Origin of the sequence: Marinicella meishanensis (assembly GCF_019931145.1) — a bacterium.
In the GTDB taxonomy this organism is placed as follows: domain Bacteria; phylum Pseudomonadota; class Gammaproteobacteria; order Xanthomonadales; family Marinicellaceae; genus Marinicella; species Marinicella meishanensis.
Genome location: NZ_JAIOUV010000001.1, coordinates 277897 through 303340, shown reverse-complemented (window position 1 = coordinate 303340; position 25444 = coordinate 277897). Strand labels below are relative to the sequence as shown.

Below are 25444 nucleotides of genomic sequence, written 5' to 3'. Positions count from 1 at the left end.
TATTACGCATCCAGACTGAATTGGAAATGAATACTTAATTAACTGAAAATGAATGCCCATGATTGACATTGGAGCCAACCTCACCCATGACAGCTTTGATGCCGACCGCCAAGTAGTCATCGAACAGGCCCAACAAGCTGGCGTCGACACCTTCATCATCACCGGATCGGACGTGAGCTGTTCCCACAAAGCCCGTGACCTGGCGCACCAATACCCGGATTGCTGTTATGCCACAGCGGGCATCCATCCGCACCATGCCAGTGAGTTTGATGGCGAAGCCGAGGCCGCCATCGAGGCCTTGTTGGCCGATGAAAAAGTGGTGGCGGTGGGCGAAACCGGCTTGGATTACTTTCGCGATTTTTCACCCCGCGAAGCGCAGGTGTTTTCCTTTGAACGACACATTCAACTGGCGGCAGAAAGCGGCATGCCGATGTTTCTGCACCAACGCGATGCGCACGTCGATTTTCAGCCCATCATCAAGCAAAACCGGGACCAGTTAAGTCACGTGGTGGTGCATTGTTTCACCGACAATGAGCGGGCCTTGTTTGACTATTTGGACCTGGATTGTTACATCGGCATCACCGGTTGGATTTGTGATGAGCGGCGGGGTCAGCACTTGTTGGAATTGGTCAAAAACATCCCTTTGGACCGCTTGTTGATCGAAACCGATTCCCCCTATTTGTTGCCACGCAACTTACAACCCAAACCCAAAAGCCGGCGCAATGAGCCGAAATATTTGCCCCACATTGCGCAATTCATCGCCGATCGACTGCACATCGGTTATGATGAATTGGTGCAAGCCACGGTGCGCAACAGCCGCCACTTTTTTCAATTACCAGAACACCCAGCAGCATCATGAGTCTTTTTAAAAACCACATCCAACACCTGAGCCAAATCACCACCGACGCCCTGCAAGCCACCGGATATGACGGTTTGTGGATCTATTCGGGTCACCCAGTTAATCGTTTTCTGGACGACATGGCCCCACCCCACCGCAGCAACCCCCACTTCAATTGGTGGGTGCCCTTGCCGGAAACCGCCAGCAGTGTGGTGCATTTTGTGCCGGGCCAACAACCCACGGTGTACCTGTATCAACCGGCTGATTTCTGGCACAAAATCATCGACCACAGTCAGGAAAAGTGGGCCCAATATTTTGACGTCAAAGTCATTGGCCATTACTCAGAACTGCCGGATTTCACCGCAAAGGCCAACCACGCCTGGATTGGGCCAGAAGAGTTACAACCCTTACCGGATGCCGACACCAACCCCCAGGCTTTGATCAATCACTTGCATTTCAGCCGCATCCAAAAAACCGACTACGAAGTGCACTGTGTTAAGCAGGCCAATCAACTGGCACTGCAAGGTCATGCCGCGGCCAAAGCCGCTTTTTATGACGGGGCCTCGGAGTTTGAGATTCATCTGGCTTACCTGGCCGCTTGTGATGCCAACGAACACCACATGCCTTATGGCAACATCGTGGCCCTGAACGAGAATCCCGCGGTGTTGCATTACCAATATCAGAGCCGAGCACGCATCCCCAGCGCCGACTTGAAATCGTTTTTGATCGACGCCGGGGCCAATTACAAAGGTTATGCGGCCGACATCACCCGCACCTATGCCTACCAGCCAGGCCTGTTTGCCGACATGATCGCGCTGATGGATGACAAACAACAGCAGCTGTGCGAACAAGCGGTGGCGGGTCAGGATTACGTGGCCTTGCACCGTCAGGCGCACCTGTATATCTCGGAGGTGTTGCACGAATTCAAGGTCATTCAATGCACGCCAGAAAGTGCCGTCGAGCAAGGCTTGAGCCAAACCTTCTTCCCCCATGGCCTGGGACATTATCTCGGTTTGCAGGTGCATGACGTCTCGGGTCATGTGATTGATGCCCAAGGTACATTCAAAGCACCACCGGCCCAATACCCATTCTTGCGATTGACCGATCAGTTGCGAGAAAACGCCATCGTCACCATCGAACCCGGGGTGTATTTCATCCCCATGTTGTTGCAGGAGATTGCCGGTCACCAAGACGTCAACTGGCAGCAGGTTGATGCTTTGTTGCCTTATGGCGGCATCCGCATCGAGGACAACGTGGTGGTCAAGCCAGCCCAATCGGTGAATTTAAGCCGCGCGGCCTGACCCGGCTTTCATCAGCACCACAAAAAAAGCCTGACGTGTGCGGTCAGGCTTTGTGCTTGGATTGTAACAGAACGATTAAGACCGTTTGTTTTTGTCGGTTTTGGCAATCAGGCGCTCTTTTTTCAGGTCAATGAAATCAGCCAGAATTCGCGCCGTTTCATGCAAACGGTAATCGACGAACTCTTCGTCATCGATGTCTTCGTCATCGGCGGCCGCTTCTTCTTTGGCGCGTTGTTCGGCTGCCAAAGTGTCGTCCGATTTCAGCTCTTCACCAGAATCGTACAACAAGGTGACCTCGCCCAACAACGGATTCGGCTCAATGGCCGCCATCAATTCCGCCCGTTTGGCTTTGCGGGCTTTTTTCCGTGCTTTGCGTTCCTCGACTTTGCGCTGGCGTTCAGCCAATGACAGTGATACGGTCACGTCGTCTTTTTCTTGTTCATACAACTCAATCTCTTTTTTCAAAAAATCAAATTCGAAGTTCACTTCGCTGCGCGCTTGGTGGCGTTGTTTGAGTTCCGAAATTTCATCAGACAGGTCATCAAACATGGTGTAGTTGCTGCTGGAAATGCTGTTCCATGGCAAGGCGTTTTCATAGGTGGATTCACCGTATTTTTCAAACCCGGGAGATACCGGGAACGTGATGTCCGGAATCACCCCCCGGTTTTGGGTGCTGCCACCGTTGATGCGAAAAAACTGGCCACGGGTCAGTTTCAATTGACCCAATTCCAACTCGGAGTTGTTGATGTATTCATTCAACGGCATGACGTTCTGCACGGTGCCTTTGCCGTAGGTTTGGTTGCCCACAATCAAGGCCCGGCCGTAATCTTGCATGGCCGCAGCAAAAATTTCCGACGCCGACGCCGACAGTTTATTGACCATCACCACCATCGGTCCTTCCCAGGCAATGGTTGGGTTGACATCGCGTTTGATGTCGATTTTGCCTTTGGGAAACTTGGTTTGTACCACCGGACCTTTGTCTATGAACAAGCCAGTCAATTGAATGGCTTCATGCAAAGAGCCTCCGCCGTTGTTGCGCAAATCGACGATGATGCCTTGCACCCCTTCTTCTTCAAACTTGTTGAGGATTTTTTTGACGTCTTTGGTGGTGCTGCGGTAATCATTGTCACCGGCTTGGTAAGCGGCAAAATCCAGGTAGAAGGTGGGCAAGTCAATGACGCCGATTTTGCGTTCGTGCTTGCCGTCTTTGACTTTGTAGATTTGGTGTTGGGCAGCTTGTTGTTCCAATTTGACTTTATCTCTGACAATCCGCACGGTGTGTGGGATGGTATCTGGCCCATCGTCTTCGGCGATCACCCGCAAGCGCACGGTGGAGCCTTTTTCACCACGAATCAGTTGCACCACATCTTCGATGCCCCAGCCCACCACGTCTTCAAAGCTGCCGTCACTGCCCTGGCCCACGGCCAGTACTTTGTCGCCACTTTTCAGGGTGCCTTCCATATCAGCAGGACCGCCTTTGACGATGGTTTGAATAGAGGTGTATTCACCGTCATTGCCCAGCACCGCACCGATGCCTTCCAACGACAGTTTCATGTTGATTTCAAAATTTTCTGAAGTGATGGGTTCCATGTACCCAGTGTGGGGTTCCACCAAACTCAGGTAGGAGTTGATGAAGAACTGAAACACGTCATCGCTTTTCATGTCACTGACGCGCTTGGCCATCAGGTTGTATCGCTTGGCCAGTGTTTCTTTGATTTTTTCAGGTTCTTTTTTCAACAGTTTCAGACCCAGGTAGTCATTTTTGACTTTCTTGCGCCACAACTCATCCAGTTCATCCTGATCGATGGCGTAGGGGGCTTTTTCACGGTCCCATTGGTATTCTTCTTCGGCCTCGAAATTCAAGTCCGACGCCAACACCGACAAAGCGTAGGCTTTTTGAGTGGCCACGCGCTTTTTGAACAGGTTAAAAATGTCATACGCGGGTTTCAAATTGCCCGAGCGCAAGCCTTCATCCAGGGTGTAACGCCAGCGATCAAAGGCCACCACGTCTTCGCCCAAAAAGTACATCTTATTGGGATCCAGCACGGCCAGGTACTTGTCCAGAATTTGGTTGGAAAACTCGTCATCCAACTCGGTGTGTTTGTAGTGGAGGTTCTCCACCAATTTGACCACCAGGCGGCTCTCGTCCTGGTGTTTGGGATTGGGCTTGATCAACTCAAGATTGGTCTTGGCCAGGGCCAATTGGGCGGTGATTAAACTGCCCAGCAATGCCACGGCCATCCATGTTAGTCTGCTTCTGTTCATTTCTTTTGTCCGGTTGTTCTTATTCTTTGTCGTGGGCGCTCAATGCCAGGCATTGAACTTTTCTCCAACCATACTGCCAGAGGGGTGTATTTAATGATATATGTCAATCGTCACCAATACAAGCCCAGGCGGCGTAAACTGAGACCCAGTTATTGATTATTGGTTGCATATTTTTGTTATAATTGCCTGCTTTGGTTGATCCTGTTGATCTGCCAAGACCACAAATTCTAAAAAAATCGGAGATATTGAATGAAAAAATTAGCCATTGCTTTTGCTGTAGCAGGTGCCTTCGTGAGCGCCACTGCATGGGCAGACATGGATTCTGAAAACGGTCAGATCAACTACAAAATTGGTTCGGACGTCGGCAAGTACTTGAACGATTCTGAACTGGAGTTTGACAAAGAGTCATTCCTGAAAGGTTTGGAAGATGGCTTGGCCGGTAGAGAGCTGCGCTTGACCCAAGAAGAGCTGACCCGAGTGCGTGGCGTGATCCAACAAAAACAACAAGAAGTGCAAAAAGCCAAACGCGAAAAAATGATGGCTGAAATGGAAAAACAAAAAGTTGAAAATGCCGAAAAAGGCGCCGCCTTCATGAAAGAAAAAGCCGCTGAATCGGGTGTCATGAGCACCGAATCAGGTTTACTGTATGAAGTGGTGCAACAAGGCGATGGCGCCAAGCCGGCTTCAGAAACTTCAACCGTGGTGGTGCACTACACCGGCACTTTGATCGACGGCACCAAATTCGACAGTTCAGTGGACCGTGGCCAACCCGCCACATTCGCCCTGAATCAAGTGATCAAAGGTTGGACCGAAGGCTTGCAATTGATGAATGCCGGTTCCAAATACCGTTTCTACATCCCACCCGAGTTGGCCTACGGTGCGGATGCCAGACCTGGCGGACCGATTGGCCCCAACAGCACCTTGATTTTTGATGTTGAATTGATTGAAGTGAAATAATCAATTCACCACCAAACCAAGCCAAAAGCCCTGAGAGATCAGGGCTTTTTTTTGCTCAGTCGAAATTGACCGGATCGATGTCGATGAACCAGGGAATGGTGCCTTGGTGGGGGTTGTGCTGGTTGCGCAGGCGATGCAAGGTGCGGTGCAAAGCCTGGCGGTTGTTGCTGTTGAGGATCAGCTGCATGCGGTGCAGTTTTTGCCGCTTGGCCATGGGCGCTGGTAACGGCCCCAATACACTGAGGTCAGGCTCCCCTTCCAGTTCTGCCCCCATGCGTTGTAAGCAGCGTTCCAGTTCGCTTTCATTGCCGTGTTGTCCGCGGATGATGGCCAGGTGAGAAAATGGTGGAAACATCATCGCCTCGCGTTCGGCCATTTGCTGTTGGGCAAAGACCTCGTAACTTTGCTGGAACAAGGTTTGGAAAAACTCATGTTCGGGAAATTGGGTTTGGATGATGACTTCACCCTTGGTCTTGGCCCGGCCAGCGCGGCCGGCCACCTGCGTCAACAATTGAGCCAGGTATTCGGTGGCCCGAAAATCGGTGGAGAAAAAGCTGTTGTCCACATTCACCACCACCACCAATGACAGCCAGGGGAAATCATGGCCTTTGGACAACATTTGGGTGCCGACGATCACACAAGGGTCACCAGAACGCACCACTTCGAGGTTGTGTTGCCATTGGGCCGGGGTTGACACCGAATCGCGATCAAAGCGCACGATCGGTACCTGCGCAAAACGGTCAGCCAAACCGGCGGCCAGCTTTTCCGTGCCCACGCCCATGGTTTCAACCTGTTGCGAGCCGCAAGCGGGGCAAAATTCTGGCAACCCATAGCGGCGGTCACAGTGGTGACACTTGAGCAATTCCAGGTGTTTGTGAAAAGTCAGGTAGGCATCACAGTCATCGCACTCGGCCACCCAACCACAATCGTGACACAGCAACTTGTGTGACCAGCCGCGGCGGTTCATGAACACCAACACCTGATTGCCGTCATCGAGGTGTGATTCAATGCGGCTCAAGGTGGTGTGGGTCAAGCCTTTGGTCAGTTTTTTGGCTTGCGTGTTCTGCAAGGTCAGGCTGGGCATGGGGTTGCGGTTGGTGCGGCGGCGCAGTTGCAACCAGTGGTAACGACCGGTTTGGGCGTGTCTCAAGCTTTCAAAACTGGGTGTGGCCGAACCCAGTACCACCGGAATGTGTTCGATTTTGCCGCGCAACACCGCCAAATCGCGCGCTGAATAACGCACCCCTTCTTGCTGTTTGTAGCTCAAGTCGTGTTCTTCATCGACCAAGATGGCGCCCAGGTTTTTGAACGGTGTAAAGATTCCTGAACGGGTGGCAACCACCACATCCACCAATCCCTGACTGGCGTGTTGCCAGACCCGCGCCCGCGCCCCATCGGACAAACCGGAGTGCAGGATGGCTATTTGGCCATTGATGCGCTGGCTGATTTCTTGAAACAATTGGGGCGTCAGGCCGATTTCCGGCACCATCACCAAGGTCTGTTTGTGTTGTTTCAACAGTTGGTTGATGAAGCGGATGTAAATTTCGGTTTTCCCCGAACCGGTGATGCCATCCAACAAAGCCACCTGGAACCCCTGGTCATGTTGTGACAAAAATTGCATGGCCTGGGCCTGGTCGGCAGTCAGTTCAAAGTTCGGATCACGGGCCTCATCGGTCGCCACAAAACACACTTCTGATGATTCCAACAAACCTTTGTCCTGCAATTGACGGCACAGTTTGGCCGCCGCTGGGTTGAGGTGGGACATCATCTTGCTCATGACCGGTCCGTGGCGCCTGACATAGTCAAAGATGGCCAGTTGCTGCGGGGCCTGGGACAGCCGGGCGGCGGCTTCCTCGGCACTGACCGTCACTTGCCACCAGTGTTGAATTGGGATGGGGCGGTTGTCGGTGCTGCGAAACCAGGCCGGCAGGGCGGTGAACACCATTTCACCCAAGTTCACCTGGTAATAGCGCGCCGCTTGTTGCAACAAGTCCAAACTGGCTGGGTTCAACAAAGGGGCATCATCCAACAGGGCTTGAATGGGTTTGAGTTTTTGGTGCGGGCTGCTGGCCACCAAGCCCATCACCACCCCCACCACCGATCGGTTTTTACCCAACGGCACCTGCACCCGGGCCCCCACTGCTGGGGCTGGCATGTCATCGGGCAAACGGTAATCCAAGTGGGGCGCGAAAGGCACTTTCAAGGCCACCTGAACCACCTTCAGTTGATCGGTCTCGGGCATGCCCAGATGATACCACTTTTGTGCCAACGAACAACATCATTGAGGCGTCATTAAGGGCATGTTGAGGTGAATGAATGAAGCGGAGGAAATGGTGCCGACACGAGGAGTCGAACCCCGGACCTACTGATTACAAGTCAGTTGCTCTACCAACTGAGCTATGTCGGCACACTTTCTTTGGTCTCGCTGAACCGCGAGGAAGCGAAGTATAGACAAATCAGGGGCATTGTTCAACTTTTTTTTGGTGTATCCGGAGTGTTTTGCGTTGCAGCCAAAGGGTCCGGGGGCTCAGGCCTGGCGCGGGATGCGGCCGATCAGTCACCAAACGCAGCCCTTTTTCACAGGATGTGCGATAATGGCCGGCTTTGAACTTTTGACCTGCACACATGACCCCTTTGAAATTGACCATGCTCAGCCGTGAAGCTTTGAATGACAACACCGTCAACATGGCTTTTGCGGTGAGCTCTGAGCAGCCCTTCGTGGTGATTGCTGGCCAGTTTTTGCGCTTGCACTTCACCCAAGATGATGGCCTGGAAACCTTCCGCAGTTATTCTGTGGCCAGCATTTTCCCCGAAGAAAAAACCACGCTGGATCAAATTGACATCGCGGTGTCCTGGGTGCCAGGGGGGTTGGCCACCGAGCGGCTGTCGCAGATGCAAGTTGGCGATCAGTTGGAAGCCACCGGCCCGTATGGTCGGTTTTGTTTGTTGCCGGATCGCCATGAGCGGTATTTCTTGATTGCCACCGGCACCGGGGTCACGCCATACCGGGCCATGCTGAATGAGATTGAACTGCGCCTACAAGCCGGTTCGGAATTTTATGTGGTGATGGGTGCGCAAGACGCCACCGGACTGCTCTATGAAGCCGATTTCGTGGCCATGGAACAACGGTATGAGGGGTTTCATTACGTGCCATGCCTGTCTCGCCAACAGCGCGACAAGCCAGGCCCCAATGACCAATCAGGTTATGTGCAGCAGTATTTGGCCCAACATGAATTCGATGCCGAAAATGACATCACCTACTTGTGTGGCAATCCCAACATGGTCGATGACGCTTATCAGTTGTTGAAAGACAAAGGCCTGCCGGTACCATTGATCAAACGCGAAAAATACGTCAGCCCCCCGATTCGCAAGAAATGAAGGGAGCTGCCGCAGGTCCTGGCTCGCCGTGACCATTGGGCCATGATTAAGTCAGGCCATTTCATTAGAATAATTAACGTTAAACAGCACGGAAAAACATGAACAAAACAATCATCACTTTGGTGGCCTGGTTGCTGGCCACCAATGCCTACGCGCTTGAGTTGGAGCCCTGCTTCATTGGTGCGGCAGGCTCAGGCGTGCACACCGCCGCCCATTGTGGTCGCTTGAGCGTACCAGAAAACCGCGAGCAGCCAGAGCAGCAAATCGAGTTGAACATCGCGGTGGTCAAATCAGGTTCCAGTGACAAACTCAACGACCCGGTGTTGTTGTTGGCTGGTGGGCCGGGGCAAGGCGCGGTTGACACCTTTGCAGGCTTGGTTAAACCCATCAGCGCCCTGTTGCCATTGCGCGATGTGGTGATGGTGGATCAGCGGGGTACTGGTGCCTCCAACCCGTTGCGCTGTGAAATCACGCCGGAAGATTTTGAAGCGATGAATGACTTGGATCCAGAGGCCCTGCGCGCCTGGACCAAAGAGTGTCATGACAGCTTGGATGCCGACACCCGCATGTACACCACGACCATCGCGATTGAAGACTTGGAATCGGTGCGTCAAGCCCTGGGTTATGACCAATGGAATTTGTACGGTGGCTCATACGGCACCCGCAAGGCCTTGACCTACATGAAAATGTATCCGGACGCCATTCGCTCGGTGGTGTTGGACGCGGTGGTCAGTCAGGACGAAGCCCTGGGGGTCTCGCATGAGGCCAATTTACAAAGCACTTTATCGCGAATCTTTGCGCGTTGTGAACAAGATGAAAGCTGTGCCAAAGCCTTTGGTGATGCCGAGCAACAAATGTGGAAGTTCTTGGACCAGTTGCAAGAGCAGCCCATCACCTTGCGCATCCAGAATTCGGCCACCGGTGAATATGAAACGGTGGTCATGACCCGCGAATATGCGGTGTTGGCCTTGCGCATGTTTGCCTATTCGCCTGAGACCATGGGCTTGATTCCATTGTTGGTGTCGTTGGCCAACAACGGTCAGCCTGAAACCATGGCAGCGCAGGCACAAATGGTCATGAACAGCCTCAACCAAGGGCTGAACAACGCCTTGGAATTGTCGGTATCTTGTGCCGAGGATGTGCCGTTCATGCCGACCTCGAGCAACGTGACCAACTCCCTGTTTGGTGACAATTTATTCGAGCTCATGCGGGCACGTTGTGCCGAATGGGATTCGGTGCCGGTGGCCGATTCGTTCAAAGAGCCGGTGACTTCAGACATCCCGACCTTGTTGTTGTCTGGAGAATACGATCCGGTGACGCCGCCTGAATTTGCCGAAAGAGCCATGGCAACGTTGAGCAATGCCCAACACTTGGTGGCCAAAGGTCAAGGCCACATCGTGAGTACCCGTGGCTGCATGCCGAAAATCGTTGCCGCTTTCATCAAGCAACCGGAAACTGAATTGGACACCGCTTGTATGGGTGACTTCAGAGATTTTCCTTTCTTCATCAACATGAATGGGCCTCAAGAATGATACAAGTCGATCGAATCAGTAAATCCTTTGGCGAAGTGCAAGCCGTCAAAGAAGTCAGTCTGGTGGCTGAAGACGGTAAAATCACCGCCTTGTTGGGCGCCAATGGCGCCGGAAAAACCACCTCCATGCGGATGATCTATGCCTTGATCAAACCGGAAACCGGGGTGGTCATGGTTGATGGCATCAACTCCACCGAAAATCCGGTTGCGGCACGTGCCCGCATGGGTGTGTTGCCCGATGCCAGGGGCCTGTATAAACGTTTGACGGCACGAGAAAACATGGAGTATTTTGGCCGTTTACAAGGCATGAGTGAAGCCGATATCAAGCGCCGTGCCGATGAATTGATTCAACGGTTGGGTATGGAAAAATTTGCCGATCGCCAAACCGACGGCTTTTCCCAAGGGCAGCGGGTCAAAGTGGCCATTGCCCGGGCCATCATCCATGATCCGCAAAACATCCTGTTGGATGAACCCACCAATGGTTTGGACGTGATGAGTACGCGGGCCATCCGGGCCTTTTTGCGGGAAGAAAAAGCCCGCGGCAAATGCGTGCTGTTTTCATCCCATGTGATGCAAGAGGTGTCGGCGGTGTGCGATGAAATCACCGTGGTTGATGCCGGCGCCATTTGTGCCACAGGCACCGAACAAGAACTGTTGGCCTTGACCCAGGAACAGAATCTGGAAGACGCCTTTGTCAATCTGGTCACCCAAAAATCCACTGTCGGAGGTGTGTCATGATGAGTCAAGCATTCAAAGTGGTGTTCAAAAAAGAGGTCACCGAAAACCTGCGCGACAAACGCACCGTGATGTCGTCTTTGGTGATGTCTGCGGTGCTGGGTCCGCTGATGATGTTGGGTTTGATCATCATGACCACCAACATGACCAAGGGCAAGGCCGAAGAACAATTGGAATTGCCGGTGATCAATGTGTCTGGGGCCCAAAACCTGGAACAATTTTTACTCAGCCAAGGGGTGAAAATTGTGCCATTGGGAGACAAAACCCCGGAACAAGCGATCAAGGACAAAGACCACGACGTGATTCTGGAAATTGACGAGAATTATGCGGCCGATTTCAATGCCGGGCGGGTGGCAACCGTGAAACTGTATTTTGATGGTTCGGCCAAAGGCACGGCCAACATATCGGTGCGCAAAGCCCGCTCCTTGGTCAATGCCTACTCCTCCAGCATCGGTGCCTTGCGCCTGCAACTGCGAGGCATTTCACCGAACATCATGAAAGCGGTGAGCATCCAAAGCCATGATCAGGCATCGCTGGAATCCAAAGGGGGCCAGATGATGACCTTTTTGCCCTACTTCCTGATTCTGATCTTGTTCTCTGGCAGCATGTACTTGGCGATTGACACCACCGCCGGCGAAAAAGAGCGCAAATCCCTGGAACCTTTGTTTTTGAATCCGGCCAAACGCAGCGACATTTTGGCCGGTAAATTGGCGGCCACCATCACCTTTGGTCTGCTCACTTTGGTGTTGACCATGATTGTGTTCAAAATCACTTTGCCGTTCTATCCCCAGAAAAAACTGGGTTTGAGTTTGGATTTGGGCATGTATAAGATTCTGATCATGCTGGTGGTGTTGATGCCTTTGGCGGTGGTGGCCAGTGCCATCCAGACCATCATTGCCTCGTTCAGCAAATCTTTCAAGGAAGCGCAAACCTATGTGGGGCTCTTGATTTTGTTGCCAATGATACCCAGTTTGTTGTTGATGTTCATGTCCGTGAAGGAAAAATTGTGGATGATGTTGGTGCCGATTTTGAGTCAAAACCTGATCATTAACCAAATCATTCGCGGCGAAGAGCCTGGCATGTCGGCCATTTTGGTCACCATCTTCGGCACTTTATTCTTTGGTGTCGTGCTTGCATGGTTTGCAGTCAGGCTGTATAACAAAGAAACGATGTTGTTTTCGGATTGATTATGAATAAAACCCATCTGCTCTTGGCTGCCTGGTTACTCAGCACCGGTGCACAGGCCAAAGAAGAGAAGAAAATATACAAATACACCGATGAAAACGGGGTGACCCACTACACCGAAACCAAGCCCAATGACAATTATGAAGAGGCTGATTTACCGGAGTTGTCGGTGGTGCCTGCCAGACCAGCAGACACCTACTCCAACACGACCACCAGTGATGCCGAACCGGTGGATCCGGCAGAGGTGCCCAAGTTTGAGATCCTGGAACCCAGCCAGGAACAAAACCTGTGGGGCACTGGGGGTAAAGTGACGGTGTCGGTACCGGAATTGACCGAAGCACAGAGTTTCCGTTATCAGGTCCAGGTGGTGTTGGATGGCGAAAAACAAAAGCCGGATGACAGCAGTTCACAGACCTTTTCCAACATCAGTCGAGGAGAACACCAAGTGCAGGCTTTGCTGGTGGAGCGATTGACCAACAAAGTCAAGAAAAAGTCACAAGTGGTGACCTTCTTCATGCATCAAAACTCAAAAAAGTGAACAACGGTCGGAGCCGCATCAACCGGGCCCGGCCGAACCGCATTCGATGACCACCACCCAGGGCTTGCGCGGCAGCAGCACAGGCCCTTGGATCGGTGCACCCCGCTGACATAAGTGCAGCAGAAGTCAGCAAAATCAGTTAAGATGGCGCTGTTTTTTTGATCACCCCCAATTGTTACCATGAGAACCACCGATTTTCATTTAGTTACCCGCAAAGAGACCCCTCAAGACGCCGAAATCATTTCCCACCAATTGATGATTCGTACCGGCATGATCAGAAAGCTGGGCGCCGGCTTGTATACCTGGGCACCGTTGGGACTGCGGGTGTTGCAAAAAGTGGAACAAATCATCCGTGAAGAAATGAATGCCAGTGGTGCTTTGGAAATGTTGATGCCAGCGGTACAACCCAAAGAATTGTGGGAAGAGACCGGCCGCATTGAAGACTTCGGTGGGCAACTGTTGGCCATCCATGACCGGGCCCAAAGGGACTACTTTTTTGGCCCCACCCATGAAGAAGTGATCACCGACTTTGTGCGCAATGAAATCAATTCTTACAAGCAATTGCCGATCAACTTTTACCAAATACAAACCAAATTCAGGGATGAAATTCGGCCGCGTTTTGGGGTCATGAGGTCCCGTGAGTTCATCATGAAGGATGCCTACTCCTTCCATTTGACTCAGGATTCGCTGGCAGTTACATACCAAAAAATGCACCAGGCATATACCAACATCATCAACCGCATTGGTTTGGAATTCCGTTGTGTGTTGGCCGATTCCGGAGCCATTGGTGGCTCTGGTTCACAGGAGTTTCATGTGATTGCTGATTCGGGTGAAGATGCCATCATGTATTCAGACACCGGTGACTATGCGGCCAACCTGGAAAAATGTGAGGCCGTCAGTTTGCTGAATGAACGGGCGGCACCGACAGCGGCGCTGCAAAAAGTGGCCACGCCCGAGCAGAAAACCATTGAGGCAGTGGCCAGCTTTTTGCAGGTCGACAAAACCAGCACCGTCAAAACCCTGTTGGTCGAAGGCACCGAACAACCGGTGGCCTTGGTGTTGCGCGGCGATCACACCTTGAATGAAGTCAAAGCCGGTAATTTGGCCGTCGTGGCCTCGCCTTTGCGCATGCTGAATGAGGCAGAAATCAAAGCCACGGCCGGCTGTGATGCCGGCTCCATCGGGGTCAAAGATTTGCATTGCCTGATCGTGGTTGATCAAACCGTGGCCAACATGAGTGATTTTGTGTGTGGTGCCAATGAAGAAGGTCACCATTACACCGGGGTCAACTGGGATCGCGATGCGACCTATGATCTGGTCAAAGACATCCGCGATGCCCAGGTGGGCGAACCCAGCCCAGATGGGGTGGGCACCTTACAAATGGCCCGTGGCATTGAAGTGGGACACATCTTCCAATTGGGCAACAAATATTCAAAAGCCATGAATGCCGTGGTGTTGAATGAACAAGGCAAATCACAAGCCATGGAGATGGGCTGTTATGGCATGGGTGTCACTCGCATGGTGGCCGCGGCCATCGAGCAAAACCACGACGACAAAGGCATCATTTGGCCTGCCAACATCGCCCCGTTCAGCGTGGCCATTTTGCCCATGAATTACCAAAAATCGCAGCGCGTTAAACAAGCTGCAGATCAATTATATGCAGAGTTAACCGCCCTGGGTATTGAGGTGATCCTGGATGACCGCAAAGTGAGACCCGGTTTCATGATGTCTGATTTCGAGTTGTTGGGCATTCCGCATCAAGTCATCATCGGCGACCGCGCCCTGGACAATGACGAAGTGGAATACCGCCATCGTGTAGACATGCAATCACAAAACATCAGTCGTGATACAATCAAAAGCTTCTTATCAGGACAAATCAAGGCATGAGCAAAAAAGTCAAAAATTCCTTGAAAGATTCGGCCTTGTTCCTGAAGCACGCCATCAAGAGTCCGATGCAAGTGGCCTACTTCATGCCCTCTTCGCCTTGGTTGATTGAACAAATTGCCAAAACCGCGCATTTACAAGAATCTCAACACATCATTGAGTTGGGTCCGGGGACCGGTGGCACCACCAAGGGCATCCTCAAATACATGGCCGATGATGCCCATCTGATCAGTGTTGAAATCAATCAAAAGTTCATCGATCACATGGCCAAAACCATCGGTGATCCGCGTTTGATATTGAGCAACAAAGGGGCCCAAAACTTGGTCGAAATCATGTCAGAACATGACTGGGAGTCGGCCGATGTGATCATTTCTGGCATCCCGTTCACCACCTTACCCAAAGGCATGGACAAAGCCATCATGCAATCGATCCATGACGCCCTGAAGCCCGGCGGCATCTTTTTGGCTTATCAGTTGAGGGATCACGTCAGCAAACTGGCCAGACCGTTGTTTGGTGATTACACCTACAAGAAAATCGAGTTCAAAAACATCCCGCCCATGCGCATTTATACCTGGCTCAAGCAGTGAGTTCAGACCCCAATCGCCTGCCCCACATCAACACCATTGGTTTGTTGGGTGGCATGAGTTGGGAAAGCACCCGCATTTATTACCGCGAACTGAATCAGCAAATCAATCAACACCTCGGGGGCCTGCACTCGGCGCCGATGGTGCTGGTGAATGTGGATTTTGCCCCGATAGAACGGCTGATGCAGGCCGGTGACTGGGCAGGCATTGGCCAGCGATTGTTGGGTCATTGCCGCTGTATCCAAGCCGCTGGGGCGGATTTTTTGGTGATTGCCACCAACACCATGCACAAATTGGCGCCTTTGATCGAGGCCGAATTGGATCTGCCGTTGCTGCACATCGCCGATGTGGTGGGCCAGGCCCTGCGAGACCAAGGGGTAACAACCGTGGGCTTGTTGGGCACCGCCTTCACCATGCAAGAGCCTTTCTATCGAGACCGCTTGCGGGCACGTCATGGGATCCAAACACTTTTGCCCAACGCCCCACAACGCGACGTGGTGGATCGGGTGATTTTTACCGAGTTGTGTCACGGTCAGTTGCAGGCTGAATCCAAACAAGCGTATTTGGACATCATCGACGACTTGGCTGCACAAGGGGCGCAAGCGATCATCTTGGGCTGCACTGAGATCGGTTTGTTGGTGCAGTCATCAGACACGTCAGTGCCCCTGCTTGATGCCACCCACTGCCACATTCAAGCCGCCGTTGAGATGGCCTTGAACCAAGACCCATGATTCAAAAAGTGCTGACCGCCAAACCTTCAATGTCAGCGGCACGGACCTGATCCACAGCAGTCACCAAGGTGGCCACATCGATGTCTTTGGCCGCCACCAATTGAGCAGTGAGTTTGGGGTGTTCGGCGTGCAGTTGGGCCAGGCGGCTTGCCATGCCATCCAGGGCAACGCTTTGTCCATTGATGCTGTGACCAGCAAGGTCGAGTTTGATGGTCACCACCGGTGCATCATGCTGGGGCATTTCTGCGGCGGTGGAGCGGCTGATGCCGAGACCGGTTTCTTTGACAAAAGAGGCGGTCACCACGAAAAAGATCAACATGATGATTTAACCCGTGTGGCGTCTAAATTCCGTTTCAGGACAAAAACAAATTCTCAAATCAAGGCTTGGCTTGAAATTAATGGTCATTCTATTAATGAAAGTCGTAACGCAGAGTTGAGGATTAGTTTTTGTCCCATAACAACAGCTACTCAAAGGATGGTCAATGATAGGAATCATGCATCATCGTTGTTGAATTTTGATACAGATGACTGTAACTTCAATTCATCGCCTTGATGCATGAATCCTATCATTGACTGAAATGAAATATAGACGTCACTCGGGTTAAGACATCCATCATGGGGGTGACATTGATTTCGTCTTGGTTGGCTTGGGGGGTTCGGTGTCGTAACATGCCTGTTCTCCGTTTGTTCTTCATTGATCCTGTCAGTTGTGACCACCGACTGAAACCTTCGGTTCAAAAATTTTCCATCCACCGGTGACTGTGGTTACAATGCCACCATGCAATACATCCTCAATGAACTCAAAGCCTTGTTCCAGGCCTTGGTGGCCATGGTGAGTTTTTATGGTCGGCCAGCTTGGGTCCTCAATGGCATCCAGCAACACCCCAATGCCATTGAACAAGCCATGTTGCATGTGAAAAAGTCGATCGCTTTGATGGTGATCATCATCACCGTGATGTCGCTGCTGTTCAGCGGCTTTGAATTTGTCCAGGAACAAGAAAAGCCCGGAGAAATTTTTGCCGTGTTGTTGGTGCATGGGGCCATGGTTACGGTCCTGCTTGCTGCGGTGGCCTGGTTGGGTTTGCGTGACCACCACCAAGTGGGCTTGTTGGTGGGGTGGTTCATCGTGGTCTATTGGGTGCCGTTGTGGTTGTGGAACATGTTGTTTGAAATCCATGCCGGCTTCAGCAGTGAAAAATACCACAACCTGTTTTTGCAGTTGGCCCATGACGAGGCGATGCAGGATTGGCACTTATGGGTGCTGGGCTTGATCTGGGTGCATGCCACCGCCATTGCGGTGTATGGACTGCATCGCTTGTTGGCTGTGCAAGCGCACTACTTGTGGGCCCTGGGTTGCTTGGCATCGGTCCTGTATTTGGGTTCTTTCTTGCTGTTGCACCACACCCAAAAAGGGGTCGAAATCATTTACCTGATCTTTGGCATGGGCTGATTTTGGGCCAATCGGGGCCTTTTTTTCATGTTTTTGTAACCTTTGGCAGTTTTCCGGCCTATCAGTGTTCGTATCTAATAGTTATTAACCGGAGCACAACATGAAAAAAACCATCACCCTGTTGACCCTGCTGTGGGTCTTTGCATTTAACAGCCAAGCCGCTGCCTATGATGAAGCCAATTGGTATTTGTCGGTGGATGTGGCCCAAATCAGAGACAAGGTGTTGCCTCTGTTACCCCAAGAGAAACACCACAAGAACGATTTTTCTCTGCGCGAAAACATGCCCCAAGAGGTGCAAAAAATCACCCTGTATGGCCACACCGAAAAAGAAAATGACGTTTCGGTGGTGCTCGCCGGCCAATTCGCCAACTTCAGCCTCAATCAATACATCACCGACACGCTGTATCAGATCAATGGTGAATCACCGATCGCCTTGTATGACTCAACGGCCCACGGTGGCACCGTGATCAACCAGTTCAAGGTGGATGAGAAAAAGGCCAATGATTTTGCTTTTTACAGCGCCAAACTGAACGACCAAATGATGGTCATCAGCTTCAGCCAAACCGAGGTAAAAAACTGGATTGATGGTCAATACAGCACCGCCGATTTGTACCAGTCAGATTTGATTTCCTTGTTGGTTAATGTGGAATCGGCGATGGCCAAAATGGGTGCGGATTTGAGCGCGCACAAACAGCCATTCCAATCTGAAATGTTCACCAAAGTCACCCAAGTATCAGCCGCTGCCTATGAGTCGGGTGCTGATCTGTCGCTGGATTTGGTGTTATCCACCAGCGACGACGCCACCGCCACCCAACTGGTGCAAGTGGCCCGGGGTTTGGTGGCCATGAACGCCTTGTCTGGGGCGACCGATGAAAAGCCGGTGTTGACCACCTTGCTCAATGGTTTGAACATCAGCCAACAAGGCACCGACCTGTTGGTGACCACGTCTGTGCCATTCAGTCTGCTGCCGCAAATCAACGTCGACTGAAGCATGACTGAGCAACAGCTCATCAGCCAGGCGCAACAAGGAGCCACCCACTGTTTTTCGCAGTTGGTGGCTTCCTACCAGGCGCGTTTGTACAGTTATTTGCTGGCCCGTTGTCACAACAGCCATGACGCCGATGATGTGCTCCAAGAAACCTTCATCAGCGCATTCAAGTACCTCAAAACTTATGACGCCCAGTGGCAATTCAGTACCTGGCTGTTCACCATTGCCCGCCGCATTCTCAGCAAACTGAAAACCGTTTACCACGTGGCCATGGATGCCATCTCTGGAGAGCAGTTGGCCACCCAGGAAGACCCCTTTGCCATCGATCGGAACAACATTTGGCAGTTGATCAAACAAGACGTATCACCCAAGCATTATGATGTGTTGTGGTTTTTTTATGTGGAACAAGCCAGCATCCAAGAAATTGCCCACATCATGAATCAGTCCACATCGTGGGTGAAAACCAACCTGCATCGCAGTAAAATGAAACTCAGTAACAACCGCTCGTTGTCGCTGATGTTGGAGGCCCATTGATGAACCCAGAATTGGAAAAACAGTTGAAACAAGATGCGCAAGCCATCCAGGCGCAGGCGCAACAGCGCCTGGCAACACTGGACTTGGATGTGCGACTGGCGGCCTCTCTGACCCAATCCCCGCGACCAAACCGCAGTCCCCAAAGGGTTTGGCTGGGTTTGGCTGCCGGCTTTACCCTGGCGGTGTTGGTGACGGTGTTTGCCTGGCAAAATCAAGCCTCCGTGGCGCTGGTTGCTCCAGAGCTGGTTGCCAACAAGCCGATCAACCCCCCGTGGCAACCCAATGCCCAACAGTTGGAACAAAGGATTTACCAACCGCTGCACCAAGAACAGCAAGCCATCATTGAAGACCTCAAAGCGCTGAAGACCCATTTGCTGTCTATTTGAACACCACATCGGAGTCTGGTGCTGCTATAGTAGGTCCAGTTTTTTTAATCCAAACTGACATGCAGCAAACAGCAGAGGGCGGCCGCCAAAAATTCGCTTGGGTTCAATACCTCAAAATTGGGACTCAGCCAGGAAGAATTCCAGAGCTGGATGGCTTGCGGGCACTGGCCATTGTCATGGTGCTGTTGTATCACTTTGCCACCTATTATGGTGAAGTGAATGGCTCTTATTATCGCAATTTTTTCACAGGGGCATTGGGTCACTTCCTGCAAAATGGCTGGCTGGGCGTGGATTTGTTTTTTGTGCTCAGTGGGTATTTGATTTTCCACCACCTGATCAAATTGCAAGACCAAACCGCCTTGGCCACCGATTACCGCCGCTATGCACTGAAACGCGTGCTGCGAACGTTTCCCGTGTATTACGCCATGATCTTGCTGTTCATGTTGGGTGCCATTCCTTATTACAAGGTCGATGTGACTGGCACACAGCTGCTTACGCATTTGTTTTTTTTACAGGATTACATGGGCCCCCGAATATTGGAACCCATGTGGTCACTGGCGACGGAAGAGAAGTTTTATCTGCTGGCGCCATTGCTGTTGTTTTTGCGCCGCTGGCCGGCCAAACAAGCGACCCTGCTGTTGCTGCTTTTTGTGCTCTTGATGTTACTTTATCGGAGCGTGTTGATCATTCAAGCAGACGCCGATTTGAGAAGCAATGATTTTTTCATAGAGCTGCGTCTGCCCTTTCATTTTGCCGTGACCGGGATTCTGATTGGCGTGCTGGTGGCTTTGTGGCAAGGGCGCCCGGTCAACAGGCTTGGACCGGGATCCACGATTGGGGTGATGTTGATTTTGGGGGTGTTGTTATTCAGTGTGAAATTGTTTGACCTGCCAAGCTGGCATTGGACCAACTGGCTTCATGGTTTGGTGATTGTGCTGTTTGGGTGTTTGGTGTGGTCGGTGGTTCAATTCAGTGGTCATCGTTGGTTGGCCTTGTTGCGAGGCCGGACGTTGCGGGTGATTGCCGTCCTGTCTTATTCATTGTACTTGGTTCATTACGCGTTGTTGCCATGGGTGGTGCGAATTCACAAAACATACATTCGCAGCGAAGAAGCTTGGATCCACATCGGCTCATTCATGGCATTGTATTTGGGGATGACGTTGTTGGGCAGTTTGTTGGTGCATTATTTGGTGGAAAAGCCCTTCTTGATTTGGAAAGACAGGCTTTGAATGCGGAACTCACTGGCCTGATGATCAGGCCAGTGGTGGGGTTCACATCGCCAATGGACCATCCATCCTAATTTTGGTGGTCATCGCTCGATTGCTGTTAGCATGATCATTTTCAATCGAGAACAATTATCATGAAACAATTGATTAAGTTGACATCATTGCTGCTGTGGTCATGGACGGTCCACGCTGAGTTGGCAGGTGACTGGGAAGGGGTGTTGGAAGTCAACGGCATGCAGTTGCCTTTGGTCTTGCACTTGCAACAAAACGATGGCGTGGCCAGTGGCACGCTGGATTCACCCGCCCAGGGCGCCATGGGCATGCCCATGAGCCGGGTGGAAATGGACGGTGCGCGTTTGTTGTTTGAGTTGTCAGCCATTGGGGTGCATTACGAGGGCCAGTTGGATGAGGCCAATGACACCATCACCGGCAAGTTCATTCAAGGCGGGGTGTTTGATTTGAGTTTCTCCCGCGCAGATGCCAACGTGGCCCACAGCGACAGCAGTGATCCAGCGGTGTTGGTGGGTCAATGGGGTGGCACGGTGCAGATTCCAGGCAACCCCCTGAGTTTGGTGTTGCACGTCAAGCAGTCAGAAGGGCAATTGCAGGCCAGTGCCGACAGCCCCGATCAAAACGTCACTGGCTTGGTGGTGGATGCCATCGGCATCGAGGCCGGTGAAGTGCGTTTCACCATGCAAGCGCTGGGGGTTGAGTTCACCGGTCACCTCAGTGAAGACGAACAGACTATTGACGGCGATTTCAAGCAACAAGGCCTGGTGTTCAAGCTGGCCTTGACCCAAGGTGCTTTGCCCAAACAGGTCTACCAGCGACCACAGCAACCCCAAGCCCCATTTGCTTATCACGTGGAAGACGTGGTGGTGGAGAACGTCACTGCTGGGGTGCAATTGGCTGGCACCCTGACCCGGCCCCAAGACCCCCAACAGGTCAAGGCTGCGGCGGTGATGATCACCGGATCGGGTCCCCAAGACCGCAACGAAACCGTGTTCAAACACGAACCCTTTTGGGTGATTGCCGATCATTTGGCGGCACAAGGTTATGCCGTGCTGCGCATGGATGACCGCGGTGTCGGTGATTCCACCGGCGACTTCAAAACCGCCACCAGCGCCGATTTCGTCACCGACATCAGCGCGGCGGTGGATTACCTGCAAACGCGGGATGACATCCCCGCTGACAAAGTGGGTTTGATTGGTCACAGCGAAGGGGGCATGATCGCCCCCATGTTGGCGGCCGAGCGTGACGACTTGGGTTTTCTGATTTTGTTGGCTGGACCAGGCATTCCGATCACCGAGTTGTTGGCCGAACAAAAGTACTTGATTGCCAAGACCATGGGTCAAGACGAAACGACTTTGCAGCAGCAACGGGCCGATGATTTGGCCTTCCATCAGCAGTTGGTCAAATGGGCCAAGCGCGATGATTACAGCGCGCAAGTCAGTCAATACCTCAAAGACGATTTGGCGGCCGACGGGGTGTCCGCAGAGCAGTTGCAACTGGCTGTGGACAACCACTTGAAAATGGTCGACACCCCATGGTTCCGGTATTTCATCGCCTTTGACCCGGCCCCATATTTGGCCCAGGTCTCCACTCCTTTGTTGGCCCTCAATGGTGAATTGGATGTGCAGGTCGCCGCCGAGTCCAACCTGGCCGGCATCGAGCGCAGCTTACAAGCAGCCCAGCACCCAGATTTCACCATCCAGGCCTTGCCGCAATTGAATCACCTGTTCCAAACCAGCACCACTGGGGCCACCAGCGAGTACGTGCAAATCGAAGAAACCTTTGCCCCGGCTGCGTTACAAGCCATGGTCAATTGGCTGAACAAGCGCTATGATTGACGCATGAGGAATGCCGCATGAACCCCGCCCGAACCCCGCCAGCTGACCGCTATTTTTGGTGGTTTCATGCTTCGGTTTGGGGGGTGTTCATTCTGATCAATTTCATCACCCGCCAATTCAATGGCATCGAAAGTCTGGAACAGGGCTTGGTCTCATTGGTGGTGCTGTTGTTGGTCAACACCGTGTTGTGCTTGGTGTTGCGCTGGGTGCTGCATCGGTTTGATTTGTTGCACTCACTGAGTCCAGGGGTGTGGTTTCGATTGGTGCTGCTGGTGGTGCTGCTGGGCTTTGTTTCGGCGGTCCTGAGCACCTTGGGTGTGGGTTTTTATTACCTGTTGTTTGGCCATGCCAGCACCTTGGTGTTTTTCATGGTCACGGTATACCAAAACTGGTTGGTGTTGACCTTGATGCTGGGCATTTGGACCGTGGTCTATCTGATCATCAATCACCTGCGCCAATTGAGTCAACTGCAGTCCCAACAACACCAGACCCAGTTGCAACTGAAAGAAGCAGAACTGAACCACCTGATGGGGCAGCTCAATCCGCATTTTTTGTTCAATGGTTTGAACAACATCCGCGGTCTGATGCTGGAAGATGTTGACCGGGCCCGCACCATGCTCACCGACCTGGCGGATTTGTTGCGCTATTCTTTGAACACCCCGAAACAGCCGTTGACCGATTTGGCCAGTGAGTTGGCGGTGGTGCAAGCCTACATCCAGTTGTGCCAGATTCAATATGAGGACCGCCTGCAATACCGCGAAGAAGTTGAGCCCAGGGCCTTGCCTTGTCAGGTACCACCGATGCTGATCCAGTTATTGGTGGAAAATGCCATTCGGCATGGCATTGATCGCCAAGCCAGCCCAGGCGAATTGTATCTGGGCGTCAATTTGGCATCACAACAGCTGCACATCACGGTGCGCAACCCGGGTCATTGGCACAAACCACCTGTGGCCGAGTCCGGCTTGGGTTTGGCCAACATCCGCAAGCGCTTGGCCCTGCTGTTTGGTGACCAAGCGACCTTGCAGGTGACGGCCCAATCCAATCAGGTCTGCATTGAAGTGGTGTTGCCCGCCTTACCAGAGGCCGCCACCTTTGCTGGAGCACCGGCATGAATTTGAAATTGGTCATGGTTGAAGATTCACGCTTGGCCCGCAATGAGCTGTTGCAGTTGCTCAAACCCCACCAGAACCTCGAAGTGGTGGGCCAAGGCAGCACAGTGGCCGAAGGCGTGGCGTTGATCAGAGAACAACAACCGGATGTGTTGTTGTTGGACATTAACCTGCCTGACGGCACGGGTTTTGATGTGCTGGAACAACTGGATCATTGTCCAGCGGTGATCTTCACCACCGCTTATGACGAGTATGCGGTGCAGGCGTTTGAACAAAATGCCTTGGACTATTTGCTCAAACCCATCAGCCAACAACGCTTCAACCAAGCCCTGGAAAAGCTGCTCAAAGCGTATGCCACTGAACCAAGTCCGAAGGTTGAGCAGGTGATCGACCACAAAATATTTGTCAAAGAAAACGACCGCTGCTGGTTGGTTGACGTGCACCAAATCCGCTATTTTGTCAGCCACGGCAATTACACCCAGCTGCACTTCGACCAGCACCAACCATTGGTCTACAAATCACTCACCCAAATCCAGACCCGTTTGCCTGAGAAGCAATTTTTCCGCGCCAACCGCAGCCACATCATCAACATCAACTTCGTGAAAAACATCGAAGCCTACGGCCACAGCGGCCTGCTGTTGACCATGGATGACGGCCAAGAAATCGACGTCTCCCGCCGCCACGCCAGCCACCTGAAAAAAGCCTTGAGTTGGTAGACCGGTGCTGAAGTCCTGAAGCGTCCTGCTAAGCGCACCAACCACCACCAGAACATCAAATAGGGGCAGCAAAAGCCACAGCCACCTCCCCCGCCGTCATTATCCGGCTTGACCGGATCATCCAGGTGGAAGGGCTCAAGGAGGACCAAAAATAACTTAAACATTTAGTTTTGTCTGCCTGGGTCCTGCGGTCCAGATCAAAAAAACATCCAAACAATCAGAACCCTTATTGACACCCAATGTCATATGGATGAAGCCATACAAGGAAGACCCATGCGGTTGTTGCTTTTTATTGCGTTGCTGATTCATGTCAACATCAGTCAAGGCAGATCATGCAGAGACATTGAGAATGTCATCATTGCAGACTGTCAGGCCGGTCAATGTACAGATTTGTTTTTTGTGGAAGAGGTCAGGATTAATGGCTATTGTCAGCGCATTCCAAAAATCATTGAAACACCCAAATGGGCCAAATCGGCCATTGAACACGAAATCAGCCATTCTGATAACAAGTCATGGTCCGGTGTCTACCAATTAACCATTTATGAGAATTGGGCTTTTGGGTTCCCCATCACATCAATTGATGACTATCTACAGCGAAAAGCTGCCCCTCACAGGAAATACAAAATTCGGGTTGATTTGGACACTTTGGTAACCCGCAGTTTTGAATTGGTCTCCAATGATTGGCAGCAGCAAAGCCAAGAGGAATGGTCATTACATCAACAAAAGCAGAGATGGGATTGGTTTTGGATGATATTGGTGTTGGTGGCTCTGGTGTTTTCAGTGATATTGTTCGTGGTTGGCATCAACAGAGGTAACACGGCTTCTGTAGCAACAGCCCTTGTAATCCAATTTGGGTTGTTTGTGATTATGATGGATGAATTAAATCAACAACCTGGGGTGGGCATATGGCTGATCGTGCTCTGTTATCCAGGAATCATTTTGTTTGAGTTGGTGTTGGGTGTTTATTTGTGGATCATTAACAAGAAAAGGCGGGCATCATAAAGTCTATCAACCGGTCAAAATGACATTCATTTCCTACCACTGAGCCATTAATAGGCCCAATGATCATTCGCCATGAGGACTGGCGATGTATTTTTTTCACCCACCCCCACCCGTCTTGAGCCGGCTTGACCGGATCATCCAGGTTGAATGAGCTCAAGGCAGGCCAAGAACTTCATTAACATTTAATGCTTTCTGACTGGGTTGATTGCGTGCTCCTGCACTCAACGCTGTGGGCCGCACAGCATGGTTGAAATGA

At 51.9% G+C, this 25444-nt stretch carries 23 protein-coding genes and 1 tRNA gene; 20 read left to right on the top strand and 4 right to left on the bottom strand.

The window, feature by feature from the left end:
- Positions 1-52: 52 nt before the first annotated feature.
- Both K7G70_RS01270 and pepQ read left to right on the top strand, forming a co-directional pair.
- Entirely contained in the window at positions 53-859 is an 807-nt protein-coding gene (locus K7G70_RS01270; RefSeq protein WP_488801363.1) for a TatD family hydrolase, read from the top strand.
- Positions 856-2139, top strand: a complete 1284-nt coding sequence (pepQ, locus tag K7G70_RS01265) for a Xaa-Pro dipeptidase (RefSeq protein WP_223786775.1) — start codon at positions 856-858, stop codon at positions 2137-2139. The genes K7G70_RS01270 and pepQ overlap by 4 nt, the downstream gene beginning before the upstream one ends.
- 75 nt (positions 2140-2214) lie before the next feature.
- Here the strand turns inward: pepQ and K7G70_RS01260 are convergent, their stop codons facing one another.
- On the bottom strand, positions 2215-4404 hold the full coding sequence (locus K7G70_RS01260; RefSeq protein WP_223786774.1) for a carboxy terminal-processing peptidase: 2190 nt from the start codon (positions 4402-4404) through the stop codon (positions 2215-2217).
- 249 nt (positions 4405-4653) lie between these two features.
- Here K7G70_RS01260 and bamJ point away from each other — a divergent pair, with 249 nt between their 5' ends.
- Positions 4654-5361 carry a BamJ family beta-barrel-assembly machinery protein gene (bamJ, locus tag K7G70_RS01255; protein ID WP_223786773.1) on the top strand — a complete coding sequence of 236 codons (708 nt, stop codon included), beginning with the start codon at positions 4654-4656 and terminating at the stop codon, positions 5359-5361.
- Positions 5362-5416: 55 nt separating this feature from the next.
- Here bamJ and K7G70_RS01250 read toward each other — a convergent pair whose 3' ends face one another.
- Together K7G70_RS01250 and K7G70_RS01245 are read right to left on the bottom strand one after the other, a co-directional pair.
- Positions 5417-7603 (bottom strand): primosomal protein N', encoded by a 2187-nt coding sequence (locus tag K7G70_RS01250; protein ID WP_223786772.1) that lies wholly within the window; start codon positions 7601-7603, stop codon positions 5417-5419.
- Between the two features lie 89 nt (positions 7604-7692).
- Positions 7693-7768, bottom strand: a tRNA-Thr gene (locus K7G70_RS01245).
- Positions 7769-7986: 218 nt separating this feature from the next.
- On the opposite strand from K7G70_RS01245, the gene K7G70_RS01240 reads away from it, so the two are divergent.
- The 8 genes from K7G70_RS01240 (at position 7987) to K7G70_RS01205 (ending at position 15927) form a co-directional block, all read left to right on the top strand.
- Positions 7987-8739: an FAD-binding oxidoreductase gene (locus tag K7G70_RS01240; protein ID WP_223786771.1), complete on the top strand. Its 753-nt coding sequence runs from the start codon at positions 7987-7989 to the stop codon at positions 8737-8739.
- A gap of 98 nt (positions 8740-8837) precedes the next feature.
- Positions 8838-10271: an alpha/beta hydrolase gene (locus K7G70_RS01235; RefSeq protein ID WP_223786770.1), complete on the top strand. Its 1434-nt coding sequence runs from the start codon at positions 8838-8840 to the stop codon at positions 10269-10271.
- On the top strand, positions 10268-11008 hold the full coding sequence (locus K7G70_RS01230) for an ABC transporter ATP-binding protein (protein ID WP_223786769.1): 741 nt from the start codon (positions 10268-10270) through the stop codon (positions 11006-11008). Before K7G70_RS01235 ends, K7G70_RS01230 begins: the two co-directional genes overlap by 4 nt.
- Positions 11005-12192 (top strand): ABC transporter permease, encoded by a 1188-nt coding sequence (locus tag K7G70_RS01225; RefSeq protein ID WP_223786768.1) that lies wholly within the window; start codon positions 11005-11007, stop codon positions 12190-12192. Before K7G70_RS01230 ends, K7G70_RS01225 begins: the two co-directional genes overlap by 4 nt.
- A 2-nt stretch (positions 12193-12194) precedes the next feature.
- On the top strand, positions 12195-12728 hold the full coding sequence (locus K7G70_RS01220; RefSeq protein WP_223786767.1) for a DUF4124 domain-containing protein: 534 nt from the start codon (positions 12195-12197) through the stop codon (positions 12726-12728).
- 180 nt (positions 12729-12908) lie between these two features.
- Positions 12909-14615, top strand: a complete 1707-nt coding sequence (locus K7G70_RS01215; protein ID WP_223786766.1) for a proline--tRNA ligase — start codon at positions 12909-12911, stop codon at positions 14613-14615.
- On the top strand, positions 14612-15199 hold the full coding sequence (locus K7G70_RS01210; protein ID WP_223786765.1) for a class I SAM-dependent methyltransferase: 588 nt from the start codon (positions 14612-14614) through the stop codon (positions 15197-15199). Before K7G70_RS01215 ends, K7G70_RS01210 begins: the two co-directional genes overlap by 4 nt.
- 26 nt (positions 15200-15225) lie before the next feature.
- Positions 15226-15927, top strand: coding sequence for an aspartate/glutamate racemase family protein (locus tag K7G70_RS01205; RefSeq protein WP_223787005.1), 702 nt, complete (start codon positions 15226-15228; stop codon positions 15925-15927).
- Position 15928: 1 nt separating this feature from the next.
- Here K7G70_RS01205 and K7G70_RS01200 read toward each other — a convergent pair whose 3' ends face one another.
- Positions 15929-16246 (bottom strand): ExbD/TolR family protein, encoded by a 318-nt coding sequence (locus tag K7G70_RS01200; RefSeq protein WP_223786764.1) that lies wholly within the window; start codon positions 16244-16246, stop codon positions 15929-15931.
- Positions 16247-16705: 459 nt separating this feature from the next.
- On the opposite strand from K7G70_RS01200, the gene K7G70_RS01195 reads away from it, so the two are divergent.
- The 9 genes from K7G70_RS01195 to K7G70_RS01155 all read left to right on the top strand — a co-directional run bounded on the left by K7G70_RS01195 (position 16706) and on the right by K7G70_RS01155 (position 25188).
- On the top strand, positions 16706-17377 hold the full coding sequence (locus K7G70_RS01195; RefSeq protein WP_223786763.1) for a hypothetical protein: 672 nt from the start codon (positions 16706-16708) through the stop codon (positions 17375-17377).
- Between the two features lie 100 nt (positions 17378-17477).
- Positions 17478-18365, top strand: coding sequence for a hypothetical protein (locus K7G70_RS01190; RefSeq protein ID WP_223786762.1), 888 nt, complete (start codon positions 17478-17480; stop codon positions 18363-18365).
- A 3-nt stretch (positions 18366-18368) separates the two neighbouring features.
- Positions 18369-18899: an RNA polymerase sigma factor gene (locus K7G70_RS01185; protein WP_223786761.1), complete on the top strand. Its 531-nt coding sequence runs from the start codon at positions 18369-18371 to the stop codon at positions 18897-18899.
- Entirely contained in the window at positions 18899-19285 is a 387-nt protein-coding gene (locus K7G70_RS01180) for a hypothetical protein (protein WP_223786760.1), read from the top strand. Before K7G70_RS01185 ends, K7G70_RS01180 begins: the two co-directional genes overlap by 1 nt.
- Positions 19286-19344: 59 nt before the next feature.
- A complete protein-coding gene (locus K7G70_RS01175; protein ID WP_223786759.1) occupies positions 19345-20514 on the top strand; it encodes an acyltransferase family protein in 1170 nt (389 codons plus the stop codon).
- Positions 20515-20645: 131 nt separating this feature from the next.
- A complete protein-coding gene (locus K7G70_RS01170) occupies positions 20646-22361 on the top strand; it encodes an alpha/beta hydrolase family protein (RefSeq protein WP_223786758.1) in 1716 nt (571 codons plus the stop codon).
- A 17-nt stretch (positions 22362-22378) separates the two neighbouring features.
- Entirely contained in the window at positions 22379-23473 is a 1095-nt protein-coding gene (locus tag K7G70_RS01165) for a sensor histidine kinase (RefSeq protein WP_223786757.1), read from the top strand.
- On the top strand, positions 23470-24186 hold the full coding sequence (locus K7G70_RS01160) for a LytR/AlgR family response regulator transcription factor (protein ID WP_223786756.1): 717 nt from the start codon (positions 23470-23472) through the stop codon (positions 24184-24186). The genes K7G70_RS01165 and K7G70_RS01160 overlap by 4 nt, the downstream gene beginning before the upstream one ends.
- Positions 24187-24822: 636 nt before the next feature.
- Complete coding sequence (locus K7G70_RS01155) at positions 24823-25188, top strand: hypothetical protein (RefSeq protein WP_223786755.1); 366 nt, start codon at positions 24823-24825, stop codon at positions 25186-25188.
- Positions 25189-25444 lie beyond the last annotated feature (256 nt).

Coding starts and splice junctions, on each gene's coding strand:
- K7G70_RS01180 (WP_223786760.1), top strand. CDS start 18,899: ATGAACCCAGAATTGGAAAAACAGTTGAAACAAGATGCGCAAGCCATC.
- K7G70_RS01200 (WP_223786764.1), bottom strand. CDS start 16,246: ATGTTGATCTTTTTCGTGGTGACCGCCTCTTTTGTCAAAGAAACCGGT.
- K7G70_RS01160 (WP_223786756.1), top strand. CDS start 23,470: ATGAATTTGAAATTGGTCATGGTTGAAGATTCACGCTTGGCCCGCAAT.
- K7G70_RS01170 (WP_223786758.1), top strand. CDS start 20,646: ATGAAACAATTGATTAAGTTGACATCATTGCTGCTGTGGTCATGGACG.
- K7G70_RS01270 (WP_488801363.1), top strand. CDS start 53: ATGCCCATGATTGACATTGGAGCCAACCTCACCCATGACAGCTTTGAT.
- K7G70_RS01175 (WP_223786759.1), top strand. CDS start 19,345: ATGCAGCAAACAGCAGAGGGCGGCCGCCAAAAATTCGCTTGGGTTCAA.
- K7G70_RS01260 (WP_223786774.1), bottom strand. CDS start 4,404: ATGAACAGAAGCAGACTAACATGGATGGCCGTGGCATTGCTGGGCAGT.
- bamJ (WP_223786773.1), top strand. CDS start 4,654: ATGAAAAAATTAGCCATTGCTTTTGCTGTAGCAGGTGCCTTCGTGAGC.
- K7G70_RS01230 (WP_223786769.1), top strand. CDS start 10,268: ATGATACAAGTCGATCGAATCAGTAAATCCTTTGGCGAAGTGCAAGCC.
- K7G70_RS01185 (WP_223786761.1), top strand. CDS start 18,369: ATGACTGAGCAACAGCTCATCAGCCAGGCGCAACAAGGAGCCACCCAC.
- pepQ (WP_223786775.1), top strand. CDS start 856: ATGAGTCTTTTTAAAAACCACATCCAACACCTGAGCCAAATCACCACC.
- K7G70_RS01250 (WP_223786772.1), bottom strand. CDS start 7,603: ATGCCCGAGACCGATCAACTGAAGGTGGTTCAGGTGGCCTTGAAAGTG.
- K7G70_RS01165 (WP_223786757.1), top strand. CDS start 22,379: ATGAACCCCGCCCGAACCCCGCCAGCTGACCGCTATTTTTGGTGGTTT.
- K7G70_RS01235 (WP_223786770.1), top strand. CDS start 8,838: ATGAACAAAACAATCATCACTTTGGTGGCCTGGTTGCTGGCCACCAAT.
- K7G70_RS01195 (WP_223786763.1), top strand. CDS start 16,706: ATGCAATACATCCTCAATGAACTCAAAGCCTTGTTCCAGGCCTTGGTG.
- K7G70_RS01220 (WP_223786767.1), top strand. CDS start 12,195: ATGAATAAAACCCATCTGCTCTTGGCTGCCTGGTTACTCAGCACCGGT.
- K7G70_RS01210 (WP_223786765.1), top strand. CDS start 14,612: ATGAGCAAAAAAGTCAAAAATTCCTTGAAAGATTCGGCCTTGTTCCTG.
- K7G70_RS01225 (WP_223786768.1), top strand. CDS start 11,005: ATGATGAGTCAAGCATTCAAAGTGGTGTTCAAAAAAGAGGTCACCGAA.
- K7G70_RS01190 (WP_223786762.1), top strand. CDS start 17,478: ATGAAAAAAACCATCACCCTGTTGACCCTGCTGTGGGTCTTTGCATTT.
- K7G70_RS01240 (WP_223786771.1), top strand. CDS start 7,987: ATGACCCCTTTGAAATTGACCATGCTCAGCCGTGAAGCTTTGAATGAC.
- K7G70_RS01215 (WP_223786766.1), top strand. CDS start 12,909: ATGAGAACCACCGATTTTCATTTAGTTACCCGCAAAGAGACCCCTCAA.